We start from the raw sequence: 21002 nt of genomic DNA, 5'->3' as shown, positions 1-21002 counted from the left end.
TCCACACTGGGTGGGGATCCCGAGCCTGATACTCCCGGGAGAAGCCCGGAATCACGTGCCTCGGAATACATGCGGTAGAAAGCCGACCGGGAAGGCATCACCAACTCGCCGCGAGAATCGGCCATACGAAGGCGCGAGGTCACCTCGCGCCGAACCCGCTCGACACTGACCTGCCTGTCACCCGTACCAGACTCCACGACAGTCTGCAACGCCTGCAGAACGCTTGGATCCCACCGTCCTCCCACTCTCCCGCGGCGGCCCGAGCGACCGTCCGCCAGCCCCGCCAGGCCCTCAGCCTGGTACCGCTGACGCTTACGCCGCACGGTACGAACAGAAGTGACCCGCACCCCCGCGCGGGAAAGCTCCTCTGCCTTCGCAGCCTCCCGTTCGCTCAAGCTGCGCTGCGCCGGGTCGTAAGCGGGTTTGGGCCGTGCTCCAGGAGATGCGTCCGGAGGCAGCCCATGCAGCACCTCCATGACATGCCGATACCACCAGCGAGCCTGCTCATCGACAGGACCCGCCTGCCGAAAACATGCTTCCCCGGCCGCGGTCCTTTCCCGATCCAGCACCGCGAAGCCGGAACTCCGGACCAGATGGGCGACATCTATCGGTTGTGCGGCGCCGAAGGCGTCAACCAGAGTCAGACAGCGCCCATCCAGCACAGTGATCGTGTAAACATGCCCGCCGAACCGCACCCGGTCACCGATCCCGAGCCGATCAGGCCACACCGCTCCCACTCGCGTCCACCAACCTCCAGAGCAACGGACCTCGCAACAAGCCCGAGACGCGGAGACCAACTGCTGGCCCGGGCGGACCCACTTTGCAAAGTAGGAACCATAAGTAGAGCCATCGTAAAAGAACTTGAGCAACCGATCGACTGCAATGGGAAGGCACAGAAGGATCGGAGGAGGCAGCTCTACCGCTGATGCGGCTGCGCGCTACGGCGTGGAGGGCGCCCTGCTGAGAGGAGATCTCTGGTAATCAACCCGCAGCGGCATATCGGTTCGGGTGCGGTTGGACCTTTCGTTACTGGTCGCCCAGCGTGATCTCGATGGACCGAGCCTGCACCATGATCCTCTGTAGAAAGGGTTGAAGTCCGCAGTCAGCCGGGAAGCACGGCATGGCCCCGTCTCAGTCCCAGTTGAGGGTGATAGGACCGTCCGGTAGCCAACCGCCCCAGTATCCCTCCACGACCGCAGCGAGCTCCGAGGGAGCCGTACGGACCTCGAGCAGGTCTGATGGAGCCCACCACCGCGTATCCCGGAACCGATCTTTGGCAGCAGTCGGAATCTGTGGGCTGATGGGGTGGCGGGCGATCACCAAGACCAACCGCCGCTCAATGCGGCAGGCTGTACTGGACGGAGCCGAGGCCCAGACATGGCCCATAAGCGGCGCAACGCACCCAGGTCCGACGTCATGACACCAACTGCGCACGGCTTGCGAGGCCGCTGCCTCGTAGGTGTCCCGGAGTCGCACGTCTCGCTCGATGGGCATCCATAGGCCGTACTCCGATTTTCGCAGGAGCGCGGCTCGACTGCAGCGGTCGAGTAGAAGGACCAGCACGGTCCGGCGCAGCCGTGGCGGGGGAAGAAACATTGCTTCAGCATGCCGGGATGTTATTGGAATGGCATCCTGGGTGGTGCATTCGGATGCCCGCGTGGCGCCGCAGCCCATTCAGCGGGCCGAAGCTGCGACGTTGGTGGCATGAGAACGCGGCGCCCGTCCAGCACGACCAGATCAAGAAGATCTCGACGTGGGCGGCGATTCTCTTCGCTCCGACACTCGTAGGAACTATCTACGGCATGAAATTTGAGCACACATGCCCGAGTTGGGTTGACGCCTCGGATGCCCCTTCGCGATCGGCTTGATGCGGATGATCTCCTAACCCTGCCTCCGACGAGCCCCTGACCTGGTCTTTTGGGCGCCTCCGAATGCTGGGGAGAATCCGGGGAGAAACGAACGGCAGCCCACGCCTTGCGCCTAGCACAACGAGCCTGTCTGGCTTCCTGTTCGGCGCTGCCCGCGCGACGTCGCCGCCCCCGCTGTTGCGCCTTACCGTGGGACGATCTCTACGTCGGATGCACTGTTCGGCGGATGATCGGGGGATGTCGTGTTCGGTCCGGGTGAGTTGGACGGGCAGGAGTACGAGCGCACCACAAACGAGATCACCGGTGCGGCAGGCGACCTGTGGGTCGAGGCAGTCCGCGTCGCCCTGACGGTGGCCGAGATCGTCGCGGTGGAGGTCTCCCGGCACCGGCAGCAGAAGTGGCAGCGCGAGCAGCAGGAGGCGGCCCGCACGATCTGGGATGACCGACAGCGGGCCAAGCCCGTACTGCGGGCCGCCTGGGACGAAGACTTCTGGAAGGACCCGGCGCCCGAGGACATCGGTCGGGCCTGGCAGGCCGCCACCGAGTGGGCGCCCTCCGACCCCGCCGCGGCCGCGACCCTCGACCACCTGCGTCAGCAACTCGCGGATCGTTACGGATTGAGCCCGGCCGAAGTGCAGCTAGACGTTCCCGAACTCTCCAAAGCGCTCGTCCTCGGCTCCCCCGAACTGCGTGCGGAAGCCGCCGAGGCCCGCGCGGAGGCCGAACGCTGGGGCGAGAGCTCGACCCTGTACGTCATCCGGGACCCAGCCGACCCTGAGCAGATCCTGCACCAGGGCGAGCTGCGTACGGCGCCCGGCGAGGGCATCGAGGCAGCCGCCGCGCGAGAACTGCGGCAGTGGTGCGCCGACGACGGGCGGAAGCTCGACGGCGGCATCGCGATCGAAACCGCCGCCAACGACGGGAGCCCCGCCGGGGGCGATTCGACGGCGCAGGTCACCGGGGCACGAGCAGAGACGGTGATCGAAGCGGAGACGCAGCGACAGCGGCATCTCGTCTCGGGTGCGGAAGCGGGCAGCCTCGACGAAGTCCATCACGCGGTGCTCGCCGAGATGGGACGTACGGAGGAAGCCGGCTCGCTGCTCGCGGAAGGGAGCGGGGAGCGTTCGAGCCTGCGCGAGACGTGGAAGCGGCTGAACGTCCAGGCTCAGGCCGTCGAGGCTGAGATGCGCGGTGAGGATCCCCGGCACGTTTACCAGGGCGCTGACCTGCGCTCCAAGCTGGACACCGAGTCGTGGTGGCGTACGGCCAATGCCTCCGAAGTCGCGGGCGTGTGGGGGCAGGTCGACCGTTGGCCGGAGAGCCCGGCCAAGGAGAAGACAGCCACGGTCCTGAAGGACGAGCTGTTCGCCCGACACGGCCTCGACCTGGAGAGCGACACACCTGCGGACACAGTGGCCGAACTGCTCGGTGGTACCGATGCCACCGCTCCGGCGGCGACGTACTCCGAGCAGGCGGCCAAAGCACGTCAGGAGGCCAGGAACCGGTACGGGCAGGCCTTCGACGCCGCGACCGGCGCCGCCCGACTCACCCGGCAGGCCGACGAAATGGTCGGTCGACCTGACATGGACCTCACGCAGGTCGAACGGTGGCGCAACGAGGCCCTCGTCCTGGAAGGCCGGGCCGATTTGCACCAGACTCTCGCTGCCGCAGCCGACCGTGACGCGGAGCGGCTGACGGACAAGGCCGATGAGCAGGCCGAGGAACTGGACATCCGGCCCGTGCCTGAGGGCCTGCGGGAGGCCTACGCCGAACGCTGGGGTCACGACCCCGCCCCGCCCACCGCCGCGCGCCTCACCGAACTCGCGACTGGCTCGTCAGCCGGCACGGGCGCCGAGATTTCATCAGCCGCATCGCCCCCGGCCATGACCAGCTCTACGCCTCGGAAGGCAGGTCCGGCACCCGCCACCGTGGATGCCGAGGGCGCCGCAGCGGTCGCAGTGGCCGGGCGGTCGGTTCACCTGCCGAAGGCTGTGGCGCGCAGACGGAGCCGAGTGAAGACGGGCGAGATCCCCCGCCCCGTGCCTGCAGCGGCTCATGGTCGGACCGCGGGCCCCGGCATCGGTTGATCCGTACGCCGAAGAGGTGTGTGCGTGGGACAGCGCCCAGGCTGCCGCTTCCCGGCCAGGGTGCGCTCGGTCGGAAGACGTTGGTCCACTCCATTCGGAGTTTCCGGCTACCGGGCCCCGTCGTCCTCGCGCGCGGCGAAAGCGGTACCGGTCCACAACGCCGGGTCCGAAGGCTCCAACGACAGTGGGGGATGGGGGTAGGCGGTGTGACCGTCGGTGGGGGAGCAGGCGGAGAAGGGGCCGGTGTCGGCGTCGAGGAGGGCGTTGAGGTGCGGGTCGCAGTGGTAGAGCCACCAGGTCGACATGCCGAGGTTCTCGTCGAGGCGTAGGTGTTCCCAGGCTCGCCATACCGCGTCCAGACGGGAGATCGCCTCGGCGTGCTTCCACCAAGCGGGGCACCAGGTCAGCGTCGTGCCGTTGATGCGGCGGCGGATCAGCTGGGCGAGGTGGGCGGTGACGAACTCGTCGAGGGAGGCGAAGACCGGCTCCTCGCCGTCAGCCTCGCCGGTGTCGTCCCAGAGTTCGGTCACGGGCGGGCTCCGGGGTCGTGGTCCTTGAGCGAGGCGCGTACGGCCTCCGCGTGCGGGCCCTCCCACCAGGGGATGGTCGCGACCAGGACCGGCGGGGTGCCGGAGGCCAGGACCAGGGCGCGGCCGGGCGGCATCGCGCCGAGGTCGGCGACGTCCAAGACGCGTTCGCGGCGCGGGGAGTGGTTGGTGGAGCGGTTGGAGAACAGTCCCATGCCGGACTGCGCCGGCTGGTAGGAGACCGCGACGGTCTCGGCCTCGAATTCCCCGGCGAGCTGAGAGAGGTCGCCGAGGAAGCGGGTGTCGGACACGCCGCCGCCGTACATCCGGATGTTCGCCGCCGACCAGAGCTTTTCCATGCCCTTCTCGCCCCAGACTTCGATGCCTTGGGCCCAGGACTGCAGGATCGTCATGAGGATGATGCCGCGCGAACCGTAGTGGGAGTACAGGTCGGGCAGGTCGGCCCAGCGGCAGACATTCGCCGCCTCGTCCAGGACGCCGAGCAGCGGCACGGTCAGCCGGCCGCCGGGCTGTACGGTCGCGGCCTCCTCGGCGGCCTCGACGACGGCGACGGTCAGCGCGGTCACCAGCGGGCCCGCGGAGTCCTTGCCCTCGCGGGAGAGGGAGTACAGGGTGCCGTTGTTGTCGGCAACGAAGTCCGTGGGGACGAACTCGCGGCGCTTGACCGTGGATCTGCCCGGGGTGATCCACGGGTGTACGGCCGGGTTTACCAGGCAGGACGCCATCTGCATCGCGGTGCCGTAGATACCGCCGCGCTGCTTCTCCGGTGCCGTGACGACCCCTTCGACGGAGTCGGCGGGCAGTGCGTGGCCGTGTGTACGGAGGATGCGGACCGGAGTGTCGTCCTTCGGCTTGGTCAGCCACAGGTAGACCTGGGTGATGGGGGCCTTGGACTCGGCGGCTGCCAGGAGCAGGTTCGCAAGGAGGTCCTGTCCCGCCGGTTCGAAGAACGCATCGGTACTGGCGCCGTGCTCGCGTGAGCCCATCGCGAAGTGAGCAGCCATCTTCCTGGCGCGCGAGACGTCGGTGACGTAACTCAAGGGGTTCCACCACCACGACGGCGGCTCCCCGGCCCGCCCTTGCGGGTCGAAGACCCACACCTCGCCCTTGGCGGCGCGCGGGGCACGCGTGGCATCCACGATGTCGCGCTTGTTGGAGGTGACGAGCACCGAGCCGGGGGCGTCGAGGATCGCGGGGATCGCTCGCCGGGTGGTCTTGCCGGTGCGTGGTCCCCAGATGTCGATGTGCATGTCCTCGAAGGAGCCGTAGAGGGGGCGTCCGCCGTTCACGGTCCGTCCGATGAAAACGCCGGGCATCTGGGCCTTCGCTCCCAGCCGGGCGGCGGTGGCGGCCGCGCCCTTGGCGCTGAGCTTGTCGAGGTCCTTGCCCCGGCCCAGATGACGGGCGCTGCGGTCGACCTTGGGGCGGTCGCCGCGCCGCAGGAGAGCGCGTACGACGAGCACGGCGGTCAGAAGGATCACCAGCCCCTCCCCCGCCGCGATGAGAGTCGCCGCCGTGCCCGGCCACCGCGATGTACCACCGGGCAAGCCGATGACGTACGTGAACGGGTTGGCGGGCGGAGCGGGCCTACCGCCGATCGCGGCTCCCGCCAAGGCGGCGATCCAGCAGCCCACGACGGCGGTGATGACGGTGAGCACCAGACCGAGGAAGAGGAAGGGGCCAGCCTCCGAGCCGGGCCCCCGTTTGCCTTCGGTGGCGGTCATCTGGCGGCCCACTTGCGGTTGGTGTCGTTGACGGCCAGCTCGGCCTGGGTCAGTTCCACCTGCAGCGGTATGCCGGGCCGCCCACCGACCTTGATGAGGAACTTCCCCCGGCCCGGCGGCGGCGCCTCGCGGCCGGCGCCCGCGTCCCAGGCGGGCGGCGTCGACCATCCGCTGATCATTTCCTGTTCGACGCTCGACATGGCGACGACCTGGTTCAGCTGCGGCATCTCCGCACCGGGCAGCCCGCCGCAGATCACCATGCCCGCGCGTTCGACGAAGCCCTTGGCCTTCATCCGGTCCTCCTCGGCGGACAGCGCGAGCAGGTCGGACATCGTATGTGTGATCATCGCCATGCCGACGCCGCGCTGCCGGTTGAGGCGGGTGAGCGCGTCGACCCGGTCGACCAGGCCGCGCCCGGCCCGCAGCACCCGCCACAGTTCGTCGAGGATGACGAAGTAGTGGCGCTGAGGTTCGAGACCGGCGTCGGCGAGGGCCTGCGAGGCGGCCACGGCGCTGAATCCGTACGTCCAGCAGGACAGCAGGGCTGCGGCCTGCAGCAGGACTTCGGAGTCGTCGATGGAGGAGACGTCGAAGCACACGGGCCGGTCAGTGTGCATGGGCACCGAGGTGGGGTGGGCGAACATGTCGCCCAGGCGTCCTTGTCCGAGCAGTCCGGTGAGGGAGGACTCCAGCGACTCGGTGATGTCGCGGTAGCGCCCGAGACTCCCACGGTCCAGGGCGACGGACCGTACGAGTTCCGGTGCCTCGTGCACGACCCGCAGGAGGTCGGCCATGACCGGGGTGCCGTCGTGCCGGTCGTCGAGGACCGTCAGCGCGGCGGCGATGATCGTCTCCTCACGGTCGGTGGGCGGTTCGCCGCGCGAGATCGTCAGCAGCGCGGACACGGCGTTCAGCCGGCGCCCGTGCGCGTCGGCGATGAGCGCGCGCCGGGCCTCTCCAGTCAGCCGGGCTGCCGCGTCCGCGGCAATCGAAGTGTCGAGAGGGTTGAGATAGCCACGGCCCCGGCCCAGTGTGATGACCTGCCCACCGAGGGCTTCGACCAGGTCGGCGTAGTCGGGCTTCAGGTCCCCGAAGACCATGGGGTAGGTGCCGTATCCGGCCAGGCCCAGCGCCATCCGCCGGACCACCGTCGACTTCCCCAAGCCCGGCTTCCCGAGCACGAACGCGGACGGATTCAGCAGCAGGTTGGCGCGCTGGAACCAGGAGATGGGATCACAGCACACAGCCGCGCCGGAGATCAGGTCGCGGCCCAGCGGCACTCCAATCATGGGCGTGCCGGAGCCGGCCGCGAACGGCCACATCCCGCAGACCTGCACGGTGGTGCCCCGCCACTCCGGGGCGGCCTCGACGTACGCCGCGCTCCCCCCACCCCGGCCCGGCCAGCCCCGCCAGCCCGGGCGCGGCGGCCGGGGCTCGGCGGGGGTCATCTGCTTGGCCAACGTCTTCTCCCTTTGCGACTTACAACGTGCGACTTCGGCTACATGGCGTCGCGTACGGCCTGAGGTACGCGCAAGTGGTGCGGCAGCACGATGCCGATGGGCAAGGCGGCAGCGAACGCGGAGGCCTGCGAGCCGTGCACCCGGCGCAGCGCGACCCGGGCGGGCGCGGACAGGTTGTCGACGGCGGCCGCCGCGCGCTCCAGGTCGTCGCGGTCCAGGACGGTCGCGGTGACGAGCATCCCGAAGCGCACGACGCCGGCTCCGGTCGCCTCCTCCCGGGCCGCCTGCTCGGCGGCGCGGACGCCGACGGAATCGCGGGCGTTCTCGACCTTCGCCTGCTGGGCCTTGAACAGGGCGTCCTTGTGGTCGCGCTCGACGACCCGGGCCGCAGTGGCCGGGTCGTGCGGGCGGTAGAGGAGGGTGACGCGCTTGCGGCTGATGTCGGGGTGCGGCAGCAGCAGCGAGGACAGCACGGAGGAGAAGACCTCGCCGCGCGGGGCCTCGCTCATCGACCAGGTGACGGAGAACGCGCCGTCGTGCCGGTAGTGGTCCCAGGCCTCCTCGGCGCCGATGGGGCCCACGTCGCTCCAGGTGATGCCAGTGCCTCCGTTGCCCCGGGCCTCCTCGACCAGGACGGCGACCGAGGGGTCGTACGCCACCCGGACCGCGTCGGCGAGGTCGGCGGCGCTCATCGGACGGGCGGGCCCCGCTCCGGTCATCGACAGGTTGGAGGCGAGACCGGGCAGGCGCAGGCCGATGAGCTCAGCCATCGCGGCCACGTCGCGTCGCTTCTGCCCGGGGCGCGCCGCGCCGGAGTAGGTGAGCGCGATGCGGGTGGACAGCGTCGCGGAGCCGGCCGGATAGGTGCGCATGACCTCGCGCAAGACCGCCTGCGCGAGGGCGGGGGCGGCCGGGTCGATGTTGCCCGAGATCTCGCGCTCCAGTCGGGTACCGAGGTCGGGGGCGGCCTCGATGGTCACCGAGCAGGCCACCAGGCCGGGTTCGTACGCGAGGGAGGCCAGCCACTGCCCCCAGTGCGCCACCCAGGTGTCGACCTGGTCCTCGTCGACGAGGGAGGCCCCATCGGCGTCGCACTGCAGCACAGCGGTGTGGTGATTGACCGAGGGGATGCTCAGCAGGGCGAAGGGGTTGCCGTGGGCGTCAGCGGCCTCGGTGAGCGTGGAAGCCGCCGCCAGTCCGGGCAGCTGGCAGGTGCCGTACGCGGTACGGCCCAGGGGGCCCGAGCGGTAGACGTTCTTCCCGGACGCCTTCCCGCGCGAGAACGCGAACCGTGCGGTGGAGCGCTGGAGGCCGTTGCGGCCGTGCCGGTCGCGCAGCAACAGGGGTGCCAGGGCCATGACGATGGCCAGTCCGACGCCCACTGCGAGCCAGATCGAGATGAGCATGGACAGGACTACCAGGACCATCCCGCCGAGCAGCACCATGGTGCCTGCCATGCCGAGGCCGTGGATGCCGGGGGAGGTGGGCTTGCGCCAGTTCCCGTACGTACGCGGCCCGCTGATCTCACTTGCTGCCACTGGGGCCCCCGTTCGATGTGTCGTTCACGGCGTTCTGCGCCACGCTCTTCGCGCCTTTGACCGCGGCGGCGGTGGCCACCACGGCAACGCCCACAGGACCGGTGGCAGCTGCCGCTCCGGTGGCCGCGCCACCTGCTGCGGCGGCTCCGCCGGTCGTACCGGCACCGGAAACGGCTGCCCCCTTGGCGGCGGCTCCTCCGCTTGTGGACACCGCCGATGACGTGTGCGCGGTTGCCGTTGTGGAAGTGGAGTTCGCCGTCGACGGGCCCCCACTGCCGGAAGGAGTGGGCCGTGCCCCCGAAGGGGGCTTTCCGCCGCCCGAAGGTGCGGGCGCAGCAGACGAATTGCGCATCTGTGCGACCTGCTTGGCCCCGGACGCGGCGGCCCGCCCCATCCCGGCGGCAGCTGCGCCCCCGGAGCCCCCGGAACCGACGGCCTGTACCAGGGGTGTGGTGAAGCGCATCAGTGCGGGGAGCGCGACGAGGGCCAGCATCATCAGCATGATCCCGCAGATCGACACGAGCATGGTGCTGCCGTCGGCCTCGCCCTCGCCGACTATGGCGGTCATCCGGATCGCGGTCGCGTACACGATCGCCGCGGCAGGCTTGTAGACGATGAAAGCGATCAGCCAGCCCAGCGACTTCCGGAACCACGCCTGTCCGGCGGCGGTCGAGGACGCGGCGGCGCTCAGCGGCAGCGTTCCGACCAGAAGAATCAGCATGGCGGTCCGCACCATCATGAGTCCGACCTGGGCGATACAGGCGAAGGTGGCGATCAAGGCCAGGATCAAAGCGATCACGGGACCGTTGAAACCGACCATCGAGGCCAGTCCCAGCCAACCGATGACCGCGTCACCGAACTCCTGCCCGCTGTACGCCTCCTCGATGATCCATTTGGAGAAGGAGTCCGATGCCTGGATGAGGAGATTGAATCCGCTCACGCTGGCTGCCGTGACCACGGTCAGGGTCACCAGCCCCTTGGCCGCTTCGACGGCGGCATCGCCACGCCGGGTGAAAGCCATCTTGCCTGCCGCGACGAGCAGGCACAGGACAGCGATCCACGTAGTGATCCACCCGGTGTGCAGCCAGATCCATGCGACCGGATCTCCCTTGACACCGGTCCCGTTGCCTTCGAGGTTGGGCGAGGGAACCTCCACCCACCACGTCATCACGGTCCCGACGAGCTTCCCGAGCCCTTCGGTCAACCAGTTGACAATTCCGATGAACGCACTCGCGCCCGCATCGGAGGCTTTGTCGGCGATGCAGTCGTCGAGGTTCATGGGGTTCCAGCAGCTACCCATGTGCGATCACCCGCTCGGGAACAGCACGTAGCCGTCAGTGCTGTCCTTGGACGAAGCCACTTCGGTCTGCCCGCCGTTCATAGCCATCTTCTGCTTCCAGTCCCCTTCGTGCCAGCGCGCTGTCAGCAGCATCGACATCACCTTGCCGCCGGGGGTCTGGAACACGAAGTCGACCACCGCGCTGTCCGTCGAGTAGGAGACCAGCTTGTAGCCGGCCAACTGAGGCAGGCCGAACTCCGGGGGAAAGTCGGCACTCGATCCACTGCGATTCGCGGCGACCGTCTGCTCGTACACCGCCTGCGCGTCGTCCGGGTACACCTGTTGGGTGATGACGTCACGCCAGTCGGGACCATTGGCCGAGCGGATGGAGACGTTGGCGAGGGCCAGCACGGCTCCGCGCGGTGTGTGTGCGAAACAACGGGCCACCTGGCCCTTCGTGACCGCTGGGCCGGACCTCTGCGAGGAGGGAAGGTTGAGCGGACCGAATTCCTTCCAGCTCAGACCGGTCGCCCGCAGGTCGAGGACGCTCGCCTCCTCCGTGTCGGAGTCCTTGAGCGTCGGGCACGAGGAGGCCTTGGACGGAGGCGGATCCGAGGAGGGGGCGGAACGGGATGCGTTCGGTGCGGAGGACGCCGAGGAAGAGGTCTTCTTGCCCTCCTCGCCCGACCCGCCGGTCAGGACGACGGCACCGCCGAGTACCGCGATCAGGCCGATGCCTACGGCAGAGGCGATGAAACCCGGCTTGGTGAACGGGCTCTGCTCCTTGTCCGACGGCGCAGTGCTTCCCTGTTCCGGGCCGGTCATCGTTCTCCCTCTGGTCCCTGACGTCACTTCTCGGTAAGGCCCTGCAGCCTCAGACCACCAAGGCGGTGACCAAGGCCGAGGCGGTGCCGACGAGAATGCACGCGCCGAGGACGTACGCGAGGCCCGTTGCGTGCTCGCCGCCCTGCCCGCGCTGGTGGGAGATGGCCATCTTGCCGGCCACAACGAAGATCCCCATGACGCAGAGGCCCAGAACGATCCAGGCCACCCACTGGAGGATCTTCGTGAGCTTTCCGAAGCCGGGGGGCTTGACTCCCTGTCCGGGATCCACCACCTCTGCCAGGTACACAGGAGCGGTACCCGCTGCGTCTCCCGCCGCGATCAAGACGTCATGCAACATCCGAGTCCCCGAGGTCCGGCCTCGGCGAACGATGCTGCAGAGGCACATGTGACAGAGCACGCCGCTCCGGCTTGGGCGATCATAAAGGCGGATCGCTCGGGTGTCCGCCGAATAACTGTTCTTAGATCAAGTGAACTGCATACTAGTCACGTTGACCCCGCGGATCTTGCGCGGAAACCCTGCGGCCGATCGGCGAGCCTCGCCACCGTGCTGCTCATGATCATATCGGTGGACGTACGGGGGCTGCGGTACGCATGGGGGCGTCGGCCAAGGTGGGCATCGGGTGCGCGACGGCATTGATCGTGGGCCTGATCGGATCGTTCTTCCTGCTGCCCGTCATCATCTTCGGCGGAGCCGGCAAGGATGAAGCCCCGGTGCTGGTGGGAGAACTCAACAGCGACCAGGTGCCGGCCATCTATCTGCCCTGGGTGCTCAAAGCGGGGGCGATGTGCGACGAGATACCTCCGGCCCTGATCGCCGCCCAGATCGAGCAGGAGTCGGGCTGGGGCCCCGACCGAGTGAGCCCGGTGGGTGCGCAGGGCCTCTCGCAATTCATGCCCGGAACTTGGCCGTCCTGGGGACGTGACGACGACGGCAACGGCAGGGTCAACCCCTTCGACCCCGGGGACGCGATCATGGCGCAGGGCCGTTACGACTGCTTCTACGCCAAGCAGATGGCCGGTCACCTCAAGGCGGGACGGGTCGAAGGTCCTCTGATCGACCTCGTCCTGGCCTCGTACAACGCGGGCGGGGGAGCTGTGCTCGACGCCGGCGGTGTTCCGAACTTCACCGAGACCCTCAATTACATCACCTCCATCAACGCGCTGACCGCCAAGTACACCAAGGCCCTGGCAGGGGGTGGGGCCGTCCCCGCCGGCAAGCGCCTGGCCTCGCCCCTGCGGGTGACAGCCCTGATCACCTCGCCCTACGGTGGCAAACGGCCGAGCAGTGCCTACGGTTATCACACCGGGATCGACTTCGGCACCGCGGTCGGCACGCCCGTGTACTCCGCGGACGCCGGTACGGTGACCTTCGCCGGCTGGAATTCCGCGTACGGCAACAGGATCGTCGTCCGCCACCGGCAACGGGACGGCAAAAGCGTCGAAACGACGTACAACCATCTCTTCTCCCTTGGCGTGGCCAAGGGCACCACGGTGGGCGTGGGGCAGGGGATCGGAGCCACCGGCAACACCGGAAACTCCACCGGCCCGCACCTGCACTTCGAGGTGAAGCACGGCGGCGAGTTCACGGACCCCGGCCCCTGGATCGGACTGAACTGACATGCCCCGAACCCGCGTTACCGCCCTCGCCCTAGCCCTAGCCCTAGCCCTGACGCTCGCAGGGTGCACCCGGGCCGAGGACGGTGCGGCTCCCACGCCGTCGGCGACCCGTTCGACGCCCCCGGTGAAGGCGCCCGCCGCCTCCTCGCGGCCGCTCGACGGGGACGCCCACGTCCCGTCGCCGCGAGGCATCGACGAACGGAACGCGACCGCCGTCGCCCTGGCCTGGGCCGAGCTGTCCTATGGGTACGACACGGTGTACGACGCCCATCCGCACGCCGCGACCCTGCGCGCCGCCCGGTACCTGACGCGGGAGAAGGCAGCCCTGGAGAAGTCCTACTCGCCCGCCGCCGGGCCCGGCGCCCAGTGGAACACCTGGGCGGGCCACCGCGCTTGGACCGAGGCGAATGCCACACTCATCGACGCCGACGAGGAAGCGCGGACCGATGAGTCCACGCGCGCGCTCCGCGTCGTCTCGGTCGACGGTAAGGCGCACGGCCGAGACGGCTGGAAGGGGCCGGGGCCACGCCTGCACGCCTACCTCACTCTCACGAATCCGGGGAAGAGCGCCCCTTGGCGCGTCCATGAGATCAGCATCATCGAAGCGGCCTCCACGCCGACGAGGCGACCCTGACACCCCGTCCTCCGACCGACCACGAAGGAGATCTCATGCCCAAGGTGGACCCGCAGCAGATCCCCGGCTGGCCCCTGGTCGACGTCCTGCTCGCCCCTGACGGATCCGTCACCGTCGACGGATCCCCGGTACACGTGCCCGCTGGGGAGAGCGCCCGCACCGCGGCTCTCGCTCGCGCCGCCGGGACCGCAGCCCGTATCGGCCGTCCCGTCCGCACGCGTCTGACGGACACCGACGGCGCCCAGTGGCTTCTCGCCCTCCGCCCCGACGGCACCGAGACCGTCCTCACCGCACCGGAACAAGCTCCCAAGTCCGGTAAGGACAAGCGGAAGCGGCCGGCGGCCAAAGCAGCGGTTCCTGCGGAGGAACCGGCCGTCGCTGAACCCGCGGCTTCCGGGCCGACCCGGACGAAGAGCCAGCTCACGCAGGCCGTCGCCGCCCAGGACTGGCCCGCCGCCCTCGCGCTGTGCGCCGAACTCGTCCGTGAGGCACCGCCGGCGGAGGGCGACCAGAGCCGTGAGATCCAGGCCCGGGTCACCGGACTCACCGGCGACCACGAGTCGGCGTACGCGCACTTCCGCGCCTTGACCGACTTGCGCTTCGCCGCCCACGGCCCGTCGCACCCGGACACCGTGACAGCGGCCGAAGCCGCCCAGGCGCAATGGGCTCGACTTCGCCCGGACGACGCCGTACGCCTCAGCTCCGAGGTCTTGGCATTGCGGGAGCGCGTACCGGGGCCGGACGGCCGAGGGCTGATCGGCGCCCGGCGTCACTTGTTGAGGCTCCAGGTCAGCTGATAGACGTCTTGGCTGACGGACTGTCGGCGTGCCGTGCGAACGGATCGCTTCGCCAATGCACATGAACTGGTGCGAAAGACGGGTCCCTGTCGAGCGTTGTTCGGAAACTTCAACCACACAGGTAAATTATCGATCTACGCTGATGCCGTCCGATCAACTGGCATTCAGATCCGGGGGGTTTCTGTGCACCAGCAGCATGCCGCGAGCGTAGCGAACGGCCGCTGTGGGCGATCGAGCCCGGCTCGGCGGGCCGTCATCGTGGCGACGGCCGGGCTGTTCCTGTGCGTGGCGACCGCGTGTTCCTCCTCCAGCGACGCCGCCGACGTCGAGCCCTCCGCGAAGACTTCCGCCAAGACGTCCGCTTCGCCCTCCGTCTCCGCGGAAGACCAGGAGAAGAAGGCGGTGATCACCGCCTACTTGGGCTACGTCGAAACGGACGCCGAAGCGCAGCGCAGCGGCAAGGTCGACCAGCCCCGGGTACAGAAGTACGCGCGCGACAAGGCTGCTACCGAAGTCACCACGATGGTCTACTTCAACGAGAAGAACGGCGTTCTCATGAAGGGCAAGCCCAGGAGCGACAAGCTTCAGGTCACCGCCCTGGGCATGAAAGCCGATCCGCGGACCGCGACCTTGTCCGTGTGCGACGACGCGAGCGACTTCCTTCCGGTCTTCAAGAAGAACGGCAAGTCCGCCCTGCCTAAGGGGTCGGACGAGCCCGCCCGCCGGCCCCGATCGGTGAAAGCCGTCGAGGTGGACGGCACTTGGCTCATCTCGGAGTTCATGACGGACCGGAGCCGTACATGCTGAGATGGCGGATCATCCTGGTCGGTGCGCTCGCTGCTACGAGCCTCGGAAGCGGCGCACACATCGCCGTGGCGGACGGAGATTGCCCGGAAGGGCAGAGGTACTGCCAGATCGAGGACGAGATACCCGGCGTTCCTGACAAGGACACGGGAACAGGCACGGGCTCCGGGGGATCGGGCGATTCCGGAGGGGCAGGCGGAGAGCCGTCGAAGTGCTTCGACGACAAGACCGAAGTTCCTTGCCGTAGCGAATCCTTCGGCTGGTACATGGGCGACGGCTGCTACGCCAAGGCGTTGGACCCGCAGCCTCCGGCTGATGACCCGGCGTTCGACGGGCGCCCCAAGGGCGGAGCCATCTACACACGGATCTGCCTCAACGGCGAGAACGTCACTTCGCAGGGCTGGATCTGGCTGCAGCAGCCGCCGAACGAAGAGCAAATCTCTCCGGCCCAGCTCGCCCAGCAGGTGCTGGCGAAGGTCGTGCTCGACGGACCGGCCATCGGGATCGCACCCAAGCCCGGAAACACCGGGGTCGTCGGAATGCCCGTGTGGATGTGGACCACCGTGACTCCGGAGACCTGGGGCCCGAACAGCGCCTCCGCGTCAGCGGGAGGGCTCACCGTGACGGGGACAGCCCAGGCCAAGAAGATCGACTGGAACATGGGCGACGGGACCACGGTCACGTGCACGACTGCCGGGACGCCGTACACGGCCTTGTACGGCAAGAAGAAGTCGCCGGACTGCGGGCACACCTACACGACGTCGAGTGCAGATCAAGCGAACGAGAATTTCAAGATCACCGCTACCACTACGTGGAACTTCCACTGGGAGGGCGGGGGCGAACAAGGTGACATCGAGGTCACCCGTACATCGGACACCACCGCCCGTATCGGTGAGGTCCAAGTCGTGGGCGACTGACGGCTCGAGCCGTCGCACCTTGGGGAAGGGAACATCGAAGTGAGCACCACCAGGACCGCACCGGCCGTTGCCCAGGCATCGCCGTCGGGCCTTACTCCGGCCACGCCGCCACGCTCGTTGGCGACCCGGCGTCGCAGGCCTGCTCTGATCGGACTGTCCGTCGCGCTGATCGCGGCAGGCGGTCTCGCGGGCGCCTTCACCGTCCTGAGCAGCGGCGAGCGTACGTCCGTGCTCGTGCTGTCCAAAACCGTGCCTTACGGCACGGAGATCACCGAGCAGGACCTGACTGTCGCCTCGGTCGGTCTCGACCCGCTGCTCAAGCCGGTCGCGGCCGCGGACAAGGGAAAGGTCGTCGGCAAGCGGGCTGCCACCGATCTGTTGGCGGGCTCCCTGGTGACCGGCGACTCCGTCACCGACAAGCCGCTGATCGGCGAGAACCAGCAACTGGTCGGCCTGCGCCTCAAGCCCGGCCAACTCCCTGACACTCCGCTCTCCCCCGGCCGCAGTGTCCTCGTCGTCTCCACTCCCGATGCTGCCGCGGCCACGGATGCGACCGCGAAGGGGAAGACACGGGAAGAGATGCCGAAGACTCTGCCCGCCGTGGTCGTACAGGTCGGGAAGCCGGACACCAGCGGCAACCTGACTCTGGACGTCTCCGTGGCCTCGACGGACGGCCCGGTCCTGGCCGCGCGCGCGTCCACGGGCGACATCGCGATAGTCATCGAGCCGAAGAAGGCCTCCAACTGATGGCAGTCGTCGCAATCGCCGGGTGCCCCGGGGCGCCCGGCGTCACCACTACAGCACTCGCCCTGCTGCTGACCTGGCCGTTGGAACAGGGACGGCGGGTGATCCTCGCCGAGTGCGATCCCGACGGCGGATCCGTGCTGGCCGGAGCGCTGGCCGGACGTACTCCAGGGCCGTACGGGCTGCGCAATATCGCGGTCGCCGACCGCCAGGGGCAGCTCGGGGAGGCGTTCTGGCGGCAGTTGATCGACCTGTCCGACGAGGGAACCGACCGGCTGCTGCTGCCCGGGCTCACCGACCCGGCCCAGGCGTCCAGCCTCGCCTACACCTGGGACAAGCTCGCGGCGATGTTTGCCGGCATCGAGCGGAGCAGTATCTCGCACGATGTCCTGGTCGACCTCGGCCGCAGTGGTGCGTTCGGCCCCTCGGCTGTCATCGCCCGGAAGGCCGACTCGGTCCTGATGGTGGTACGCCCCACCCTGCGCGGCATGCACGCCGCGCTGCCCCGAGTGCAGGCGCTGCGCGCAGATCTGCAGGAGTCGGGCACCGGGGCCGACGCGCTCGCTGTCGTCATGATCGACTCCGGTCCCTACACCGCGCACGAGGTGTCCAAGCAGCTCGGCGTCCCGGTGGTGATGACCCTGCCGCACGCGCCGCGGGCCGCCGCCGTGCTGTCCGACGGACGCGACGGCGGACGCCGGTTCGCACGGTCGGACCTGCTGCGGGCCGCTCGCGGCGGGGCCGCCGAGATACGGCAGTTGGTCGCCGGGCGGCGTGCCCGGCTGATGCCCGGGGAGTCCAGCTATGCACGGTAGACCTCTCCACCCGGACCCCTCGGCCCGGGCGACGCAGCACGCGAGCGCGCCGGTCGAGACTCTGCCCTGGCGGGCGGAGCCGGTACGGCCGCTGCCTCGGCAGCAGGACATACCCATGCCGCCGCCCCGCGAGGACATCGACTACGCGGTCGCCACCCGCCTGAAGAAGTCGGTCGCCGACAAGCTGACCGAGGAGATCAAGCGCTCTCCCGGCATGAATGTCGCCGCCCAGCAGCAGCGCGGGCGGGCACTCATCAACGAGACGGTCGCGATCTGGTCGGACGCCTCGGCGGTCGAGCTGGGGATCTCCACCAGCCCGGCCGAAGACCGCAGGCTCGCCGAGGCGGTGTACGACCTGCTGTTCCGCGCGGGCCGACTGCAGAAGTACCTCGACGACCCGAGGATCGAGAACATCCTGGTCAACGGGCACGACGAGGTGTGGATCGACTACGGCGACGCCCGGCGTGTGTCCGTGCCTCCGGTGGCCGAGTCGGACGAGGACCTGCGCGAGCTGCTGCGCGACCTCGCCCGCCGCAACGGGCAGAGCGAGCGGACGCTGTCCACATCGAGCCCGTTCCTGGCGCTGCGCCTGGAGGACGGCTCACGATTGCAGGCCATCACCGAGGTCACCCCGCGCACGTACGTCACCGTACGACGCCACCGTGTCCGTGACATCGACCTGACGGGGCTGGTCGAGCTCGGCTCCATCGACACCGCTCTCTCCGCGTTCCTCGGCGCGCTCATCCGAGCCAAGAAAAACGTGATGATCGTCGGCACTCAGGGCGTGGGCAAGACCAGCCTGCTCCGGGCCATGGCCCGCGAGATCCCGCCGGACGAGCGTATCGGCACCATGGAGACCGAGTTCGAGCTCTTCCTGCACGAGAACGGGCACCACCGGCAGATCGTCCCCATGGAGTCCCGGGAAGGAAACGGCGAACGGGTCGACGGACACAGTGTCGGCGAGATCACCGTCGGCGACCTGATCTATCCCGCCCTGCGCATGACCCTGTCCCGGATGGTCGTCGGCGAGGTCCGCGGCCCCGAAGTCGTCCCCATGCTGCGTGTGATGACCAACGGCGAGGGTGGCTCCCTGTGCACCCTGCACGCCCGCGAGCCACACATGGTCTTCGACCGGATCGCGGAGCTGTACATGGAGTACGGCGGCAATATGACCGAGTCGCTCGCCTACAAGCAGGCCGCCAACGGCATCAACTTCATCGTCTTCGTGAAGATGATCGACGAGACCGCGATCGGCGGTCTCCGCCACCGCTTCGTCTCCCACGTCCAGGAAGTCACCGGCACCGGTGAGAACGGGCGGCCCGCCACGAACACGGTTTTCGGCCCCCGGCCGGAGAACGGCGAGCCGCGGGCGGTGCCGCTGATGCACCCCTCCTGCCTGCCCGACCTGATGCGCGTCGGCTTCCCCGGCCACCTCCTCGACCTGCCGCTCGGATCGTGGCAGACGCCGCTGGACCTGAAGGTGGCGGCGGTATGACACAGCTCCTCATCGGTCTGTTCGCGGGGCTCGCCCTGACCGGCGGTCTGGTGGCCCTGGCCGCCGGCGTCATCGGCACCGACGCCCCCAGGACACCCGGCCCGCTCTCCCGCTGGCGCAACGCGATGGGCAGCACCCAGGTGGAGGTGAAGCTGCGCGCCCGCGCCCGGGCCAGGGCTGCGGTGGCCGCCGCGCTCGGCCTGGTGCTGTGGATCGTCACCGGATGGTTCGTCCTGTGCCTGCTCCTGGTGGCCGTCGTGGTAGGCCTGCCCTGGCTGCTCTCCGACGCCAAGGCGACCAGTGCACGCATCGAGCAACTGGATGCGCTCGCGGAGTGGACCCGTCGGCTCTCCGACGTCCTGCTGCTCGGCACCGGCCTGGAGCAGGCCATCATCACCAGTCGCAAGACCGCCCCCGCCGTACTGAAGGACGAGATCGGCGAACTCTCCGCCCGGATGTTGTCGGGCTGGCGTCCCGAGGACGCCCTGCGCGCCTTCGCCGACACGCTCGGCGACGCGACCGCCGACAAGGTCGCCGCCGCCCTCATCCTGCGCAGCGCCGACCGTGGCCCCGGCCTGGCCTCCGCGCTCACCGACCTCGCCGACTCCGTACGCGAAGAGGTCCGCCAGCGCAGGCAGATCGAGGCCGACCGGGCCAAACCCCGTACGACAGTGCGGTGGATGACGTTCATGACGCTCGGTGTGGTGGGCGTGGGCGCCTTCAGCAGCGATTACGTCGCACCGTACGGCAGCTTCCTCGGCCAACTGGTCCTGTCACTTCTGCTGCTTGGCTTCGGCGGAACGCTGGCCTGGATGCGCTCCCTTGCCTCCTACCAGCCCACCCCGCGCTTCCTCGAAGCCGACCGCCGCAGCCGGGTCCCCCTGCCGGAGGCACGATGAACATCTCCCCCCTCGCCGTCGCCAGTGGGGCCGCCGTCGGCGCCGGACTGGCCCTGTTCGTACGGGCCATGGTCCGCCCGCAGCCCGACCTCGCCGGGACCCTGCAACGGCTGCACCAGGCCGGTCCGCTGCCCGAGGACCGCGAGACACTGACGCAGGACGAACGGTGGGGCGCCTGGTTGCAGCAGAACCTGCTGCGGGTGCCGGGTGTACGCGTCCCGCACACCGATCTCGCTCTGGTCGGCCAGAGCCCGTCGAAGTTCCTGCTCACCAAGACCACCCTGGCGCTGACCGGGCTGCTGCTGCCCGCGTTCTTCTTCACGATCTGGGCGTTCCTGGGCCTCGCCCCACCGGTCTACGTTCCCGGAATCGTGTGTCTGGGACTGGCCGCGCTGCTGTGGTTCACCCCGGACCTGGCCCTGCGCGACACCGCCCGGCGAGCCCGGGACGAGTTCCGGCACGCGATCGCTGCCTACCTTGACCTGGTCGCCCTGGAACGGGCCGGCGACGCAGGGCCCAGCGAGGCGCTGGAGAGGGCGGCTGCGATCGGCCGGGGCTGGGCGTTCCGACGCCTGCAGGACGCCCTGCTGCAGGCCCGCGTCGACAAGGTGGCCCCCTGGGACACCCTCAAGACGCTCGCCGGGGAACTCCAGTTGCCCGTCCTCGACGACGTCGCCGACATCATGCGCCTGTCCGCTCACGACGGAGCCGCCGTCTACACCACCCTTCGGGCCCGCGCGAAGTCCCTTCGCACCGAGCTGATGAGCAAGGACGCCGAAGAGGCCAACGTCGCCAGCGAGCAGATGACCGCGCCCGGCGCACTGCTCGCCGTCCTGATGATGCTGCTCATCGGGTTCCCCGCCGTCATCCGCATCCTGACCGGCTGAGCGCCGGCCATCGCTTCGACACATCGAGAAACGGAAGAAGACC

General features: G+C 69.0%; 18 protein-coding genes and 1 pseudogene. 12 read left to right on the top strand and 7 right to left on the bottom strand.

What is annotated here, in order from left to right; all coding sequences use genetic code 11:
• Positions 1–1724 precede the first annotated feature (1724 nt).
• Both ABCR94_RS03605 and ABCR94_RS03600 read left to right on the top strand, forming a co-directional pair.
• Positions 1725–1834, top strand: a pseudogene (locus ABCR94_RS03605) (CorA family divalent cation transporter); the annotation flags it as partial.
• A gap of 276 nt (positions 1835–2110) precedes the next feature.
• Positions 2111–3955: a hypothetical protein gene (locus ABCR94_RS03600; RefSeq protein ID WP_347117493.1), complete on the top strand. Its 1845-nt coding sequence runs from the start codon at positions 2111–2113 to the stop codon at positions 3953–3955.
• A gap of 107 nt (positions 3956–4062) precedes the next feature.
• Here ABCR94_RS03600 and ABCR94_RS03595 read toward each other — a convergent pair whose 3' ends face one another.
• The 7 genes from ABCR94_RS03595 to ABCR94_RS03565 are packed head-to-tail and all read right to left on the bottom strand — an operon-like array spanning position 4063 to position 11621.
• Positions 4063–4485, bottom strand: a complete 423-nt coding sequence (locus ABCR94_RS03595; protein WP_347117492.1) for a DUF4913 domain-containing protein — start codon at positions 4483–4485, stop codon at positions 4063–4065.
• Positions 4482–6227, bottom strand: a complete 1746-nt coding sequence (locus ABCR94_RS03590; protein ID WP_347117491.1) for a type IV secretory system conjugative DNA transfer family protein — start codon at positions 6225–6227, stop codon at positions 4482–4484. The genes ABCR94_RS03595 and ABCR94_RS03590 overlap by 4 nt, the downstream gene beginning before the upstream one ends.
• The gene (locus tag ABCR94_RS03585) at positions 6224–7687 is read right to left on the bottom strand and encodes a putative type IV secretion/conjugal transfer ATPase (RefSeq protein WP_347117489.1); all 1464 of its coding nucleotides are present in this window, start codon (positions 7685–7687) and stop codon (positions 6224–6226) included. The genes ABCR94_RS03590 and ABCR94_RS03585 overlap by 4 nt, the downstream gene beginning before the upstream one ends.
• A 38-nt stretch (positions 7688–7725) precedes the next feature.
• Positions 7726–9225: an SCO6880 family protein gene (locus ABCR94_RS03580; protein ID WP_347117487.1), complete on the bottom strand. Its 1500-nt coding sequence runs from the start codon at positions 9223–9225 to the stop codon at positions 7726–7728.
• Positions 9212–10525, bottom strand: a complete 1314-nt coding sequence (locus tag ABCR94_RS03575; RefSeq protein ID WP_347117485.1) for a TrbL/VirB6 family protein — start codon at positions 10523–10525, stop codon at positions 9212–9214. Before ABCR94_RS03575 ends, ABCR94_RS03580 begins: the two co-directional genes overlap by 14 nt.
• Before the next feature lie 6 nt (positions 10526–10531).
• Positions 10532–11329, bottom strand: a complete 798-nt coding sequence (locus ABCR94_RS03570; RefSeq protein WP_347117484.1) for a DUF8175 domain-containg protein — start codon at positions 11327–11329, stop codon at positions 10532–10534.
• Between the two features lie 49 nt (positions 11330–11378).
• Positions 11379–11621, bottom strand: a complete 243-nt coding sequence (locus tag ABCR94_RS03565) for a hypothetical protein (RefSeq protein WP_347117483.1) — start codon at positions 11619–11621, stop codon at positions 11379–11381.
• A gap of 320 nt (positions 11622–11941) precedes the next feature.
• Here ABCR94_RS03565 and ABCR94_RS03560 point away from each other — a divergent pair, with 320 nt between their 5' ends.
• From ABCR94_RS03560 to ABCR94_RS03515, 10 genes are all read left to right on the top strand, one after another.
• Complete coding sequence (locus ABCR94_RS03560) at positions 11942–12967, top strand: peptidoglycan DD-metalloendopeptidase family protein (RefSeq protein WP_347117482.1); 1026 nt, start codon at positions 11942–11944, stop codon at positions 12965–12967.
• A 1-nt stretch (position 12968) separates the two neighbouring features.
• Positions 12969–13601 carry a hypothetical protein gene (locus tag ABCR94_RS03555; protein ID WP_347117481.1) on the top strand — a complete coding sequence of 211 codons (633 nt, stop codon included), beginning with the start codon at positions 12969–12971 and terminating at the stop codon, positions 13599–13601.
• A 35-nt stretch (positions 13602–13636) separates the two neighbouring features.
• Entirely contained in the window at positions 13637–14398 is a 762-nt protein-coding gene (locus ABCR94_RS03550; protein WP_347117480.1) for a hypothetical protein, read from the top strand.
• Positions 14399–14656: 258 nt separating this feature from the next.
• Positions 14657–15205 carry a hypothetical protein gene (locus ABCR94_RS03545; protein ID WP_347117479.1) on the top strand — a complete coding sequence of 183 codons (549 nt, stop codon included), beginning with the start codon at positions 14657–14659 and terminating at the stop codon, positions 15203–15205.
• Entirely contained in the window at positions 15199–16119 is a 921-nt protein-coding gene (locus tag ABCR94_RS03540) for an ATP/GTP-binding protein (RefSeq protein ID WP_347117478.1), read from the top strand. The genes ABCR94_RS03545 and ABCR94_RS03540 overlap by 7 nt, the downstream gene beginning before the upstream one ends.
• A 39-nt stretch (positions 16120–16158) precedes the next feature.
• Complete coding sequence (locus tag ABCR94_RS03535) at positions 16159–16866, top strand: SAF domain-containing protein (RefSeq protein WP_347117477.1); 708 nt, start codon at positions 16159–16161, stop codon at positions 16864–16866.
• Positions 16866–17678, top strand: a complete 813-nt coding sequence (locus ABCR94_RS03530) for a hypothetical protein (RefSeq protein ID WP_347117476.1) — start codon at positions 16866–16868, stop codon at positions 17676–17678. The genes ABCR94_RS03535 and ABCR94_RS03530 overlap by 1 nt, the downstream gene beginning before the upstream one ends.
• Positions 17668–19173: a TadA family conjugal transfer-associated ATPase gene (locus ABCR94_RS03525; RefSeq protein ID WP_347117475.1), complete on the top strand. Its 1506-nt coding sequence runs from the start codon at positions 17668–17670 to the stop codon at positions 19171–19173. Before ABCR94_RS03530 ends, ABCR94_RS03525 begins: the two co-directional genes overlap by 11 nt.
• Positions 19170–20072: a type II secretion system F family protein gene (locus ABCR94_RS03520; RefSeq protein WP_347117474.1), complete on the top strand. Its 903-nt coding sequence runs from the start codon at positions 19170–19172 to the stop codon at positions 20070–20072. Before ABCR94_RS03525 ends, ABCR94_RS03520 begins: the two co-directional genes overlap by 4 nt.
• Positions 20069–20959, top strand: a complete 891-nt coding sequence (locus ABCR94_RS03515; RefSeq protein WP_347117473.1) for a type II secretion system F family protein — start codon at positions 20069–20071, stop codon at positions 20957–20959. The genes ABCR94_RS03520 and ABCR94_RS03515 overlap by 4 nt, the downstream gene beginning before the upstream one ends.
• Positions 20960–21002 lie beyond the last annotated feature (43 nt).

The sequence above is a fragment of the Streptomyces changchenzhani genome (assembly GCF_039766235.1).
In the GTDB taxonomy this organism is placed as follows: Bacteria; Actinomycetota; Actinomycetes; order Streptomycetales; family Streptomycetaceae; genus Streptomyces.
Note: the sequence above shows the minus strand (reverse complement) of the source record. Positions and strands in the feature narration are given on the sequence as shown.

Excerpts from the sequence above, each read along its gene's own strand:
- ABCR94_RS03590 (WP_347117491.1), bottom strand. The coding sequence starts at position 6,227 with ATGACCGCCACCGAAGGCAAACGGGGGCCCGGCTCGGAGGCTGGCCCC.
- ABCR94_RS03575 (WP_347117485.1), bottom strand. The coding sequence starts at position 10,525 with ATGGGTAGCTGCTGGAACCCCATGAACCTCGACGACTGCATCGCCGAC.
- ABCR94_RS03570 (WP_347117484.1), bottom strand. The coding sequence starts at position 11,329 with ATGACCGGCCCGGAACAGGGAAGCACTGCGCCGTCGGACAAGGAGCAG.
- ABCR94_RS03560 (WP_347117482.1), top strand. The coding sequence starts at position 11,942 with ATGGGGGCGTCGGCCAAGGTGGGCATCGGGTGCGCGACGGCATTGATC.
- ABCR94_RS03555 (WP_347117481.1), top strand. The coding sequence starts at position 12,969 with ATGCCCCGAACCCGCGTTACCGCCCTCGCCCTAGCCCTAGCCCTAGCC.
- ABCR94_RS03550 (WP_347117480.1), top strand. The coding sequence starts at position 13,637 with ATGCCCAAGGTGGACCCGCAGCAGATCCCCGGCTGGCCCCTGGTCGAC.
- ABCR94_RS03540 (WP_347117478.1), top strand. The coding sequence starts at position 15,199 with ATGCTGAGATGGCGGATCATCCTGGTCGGTGCGCTCGCTGCTACGAGC.
- ABCR94_RS03530 (WP_347117476.1), top strand. The coding sequence starts at position 16,866 with ATGGCAGTCGTCGCAATCGCCGGGTGCCCCGGGGCGCCCGGCGTCACC.
- ABCR94_RS03525 (WP_347117475.1), top strand. The coding sequence starts at position 17,668 with ATGCACGGTAGACCTCTCCACCCGGACCCCTCGGCCCGGGCGACGCAG.
- ABCR94_RS03520 (WP_347117474.1), top strand. The coding sequence starts at position 19,170 with ATGACACAGCTCCTCATCGGTCTGTTCGCGGGGCTCGCCCTGACCGGC.
- ABCR94_RS03515 (WP_347117473.1), top strand. The coding sequence starts at position 20,069 with ATGAACATCTCCCCCCTCGCCGTCGCCAGTGGGGCCGCCGTCGGCGCC.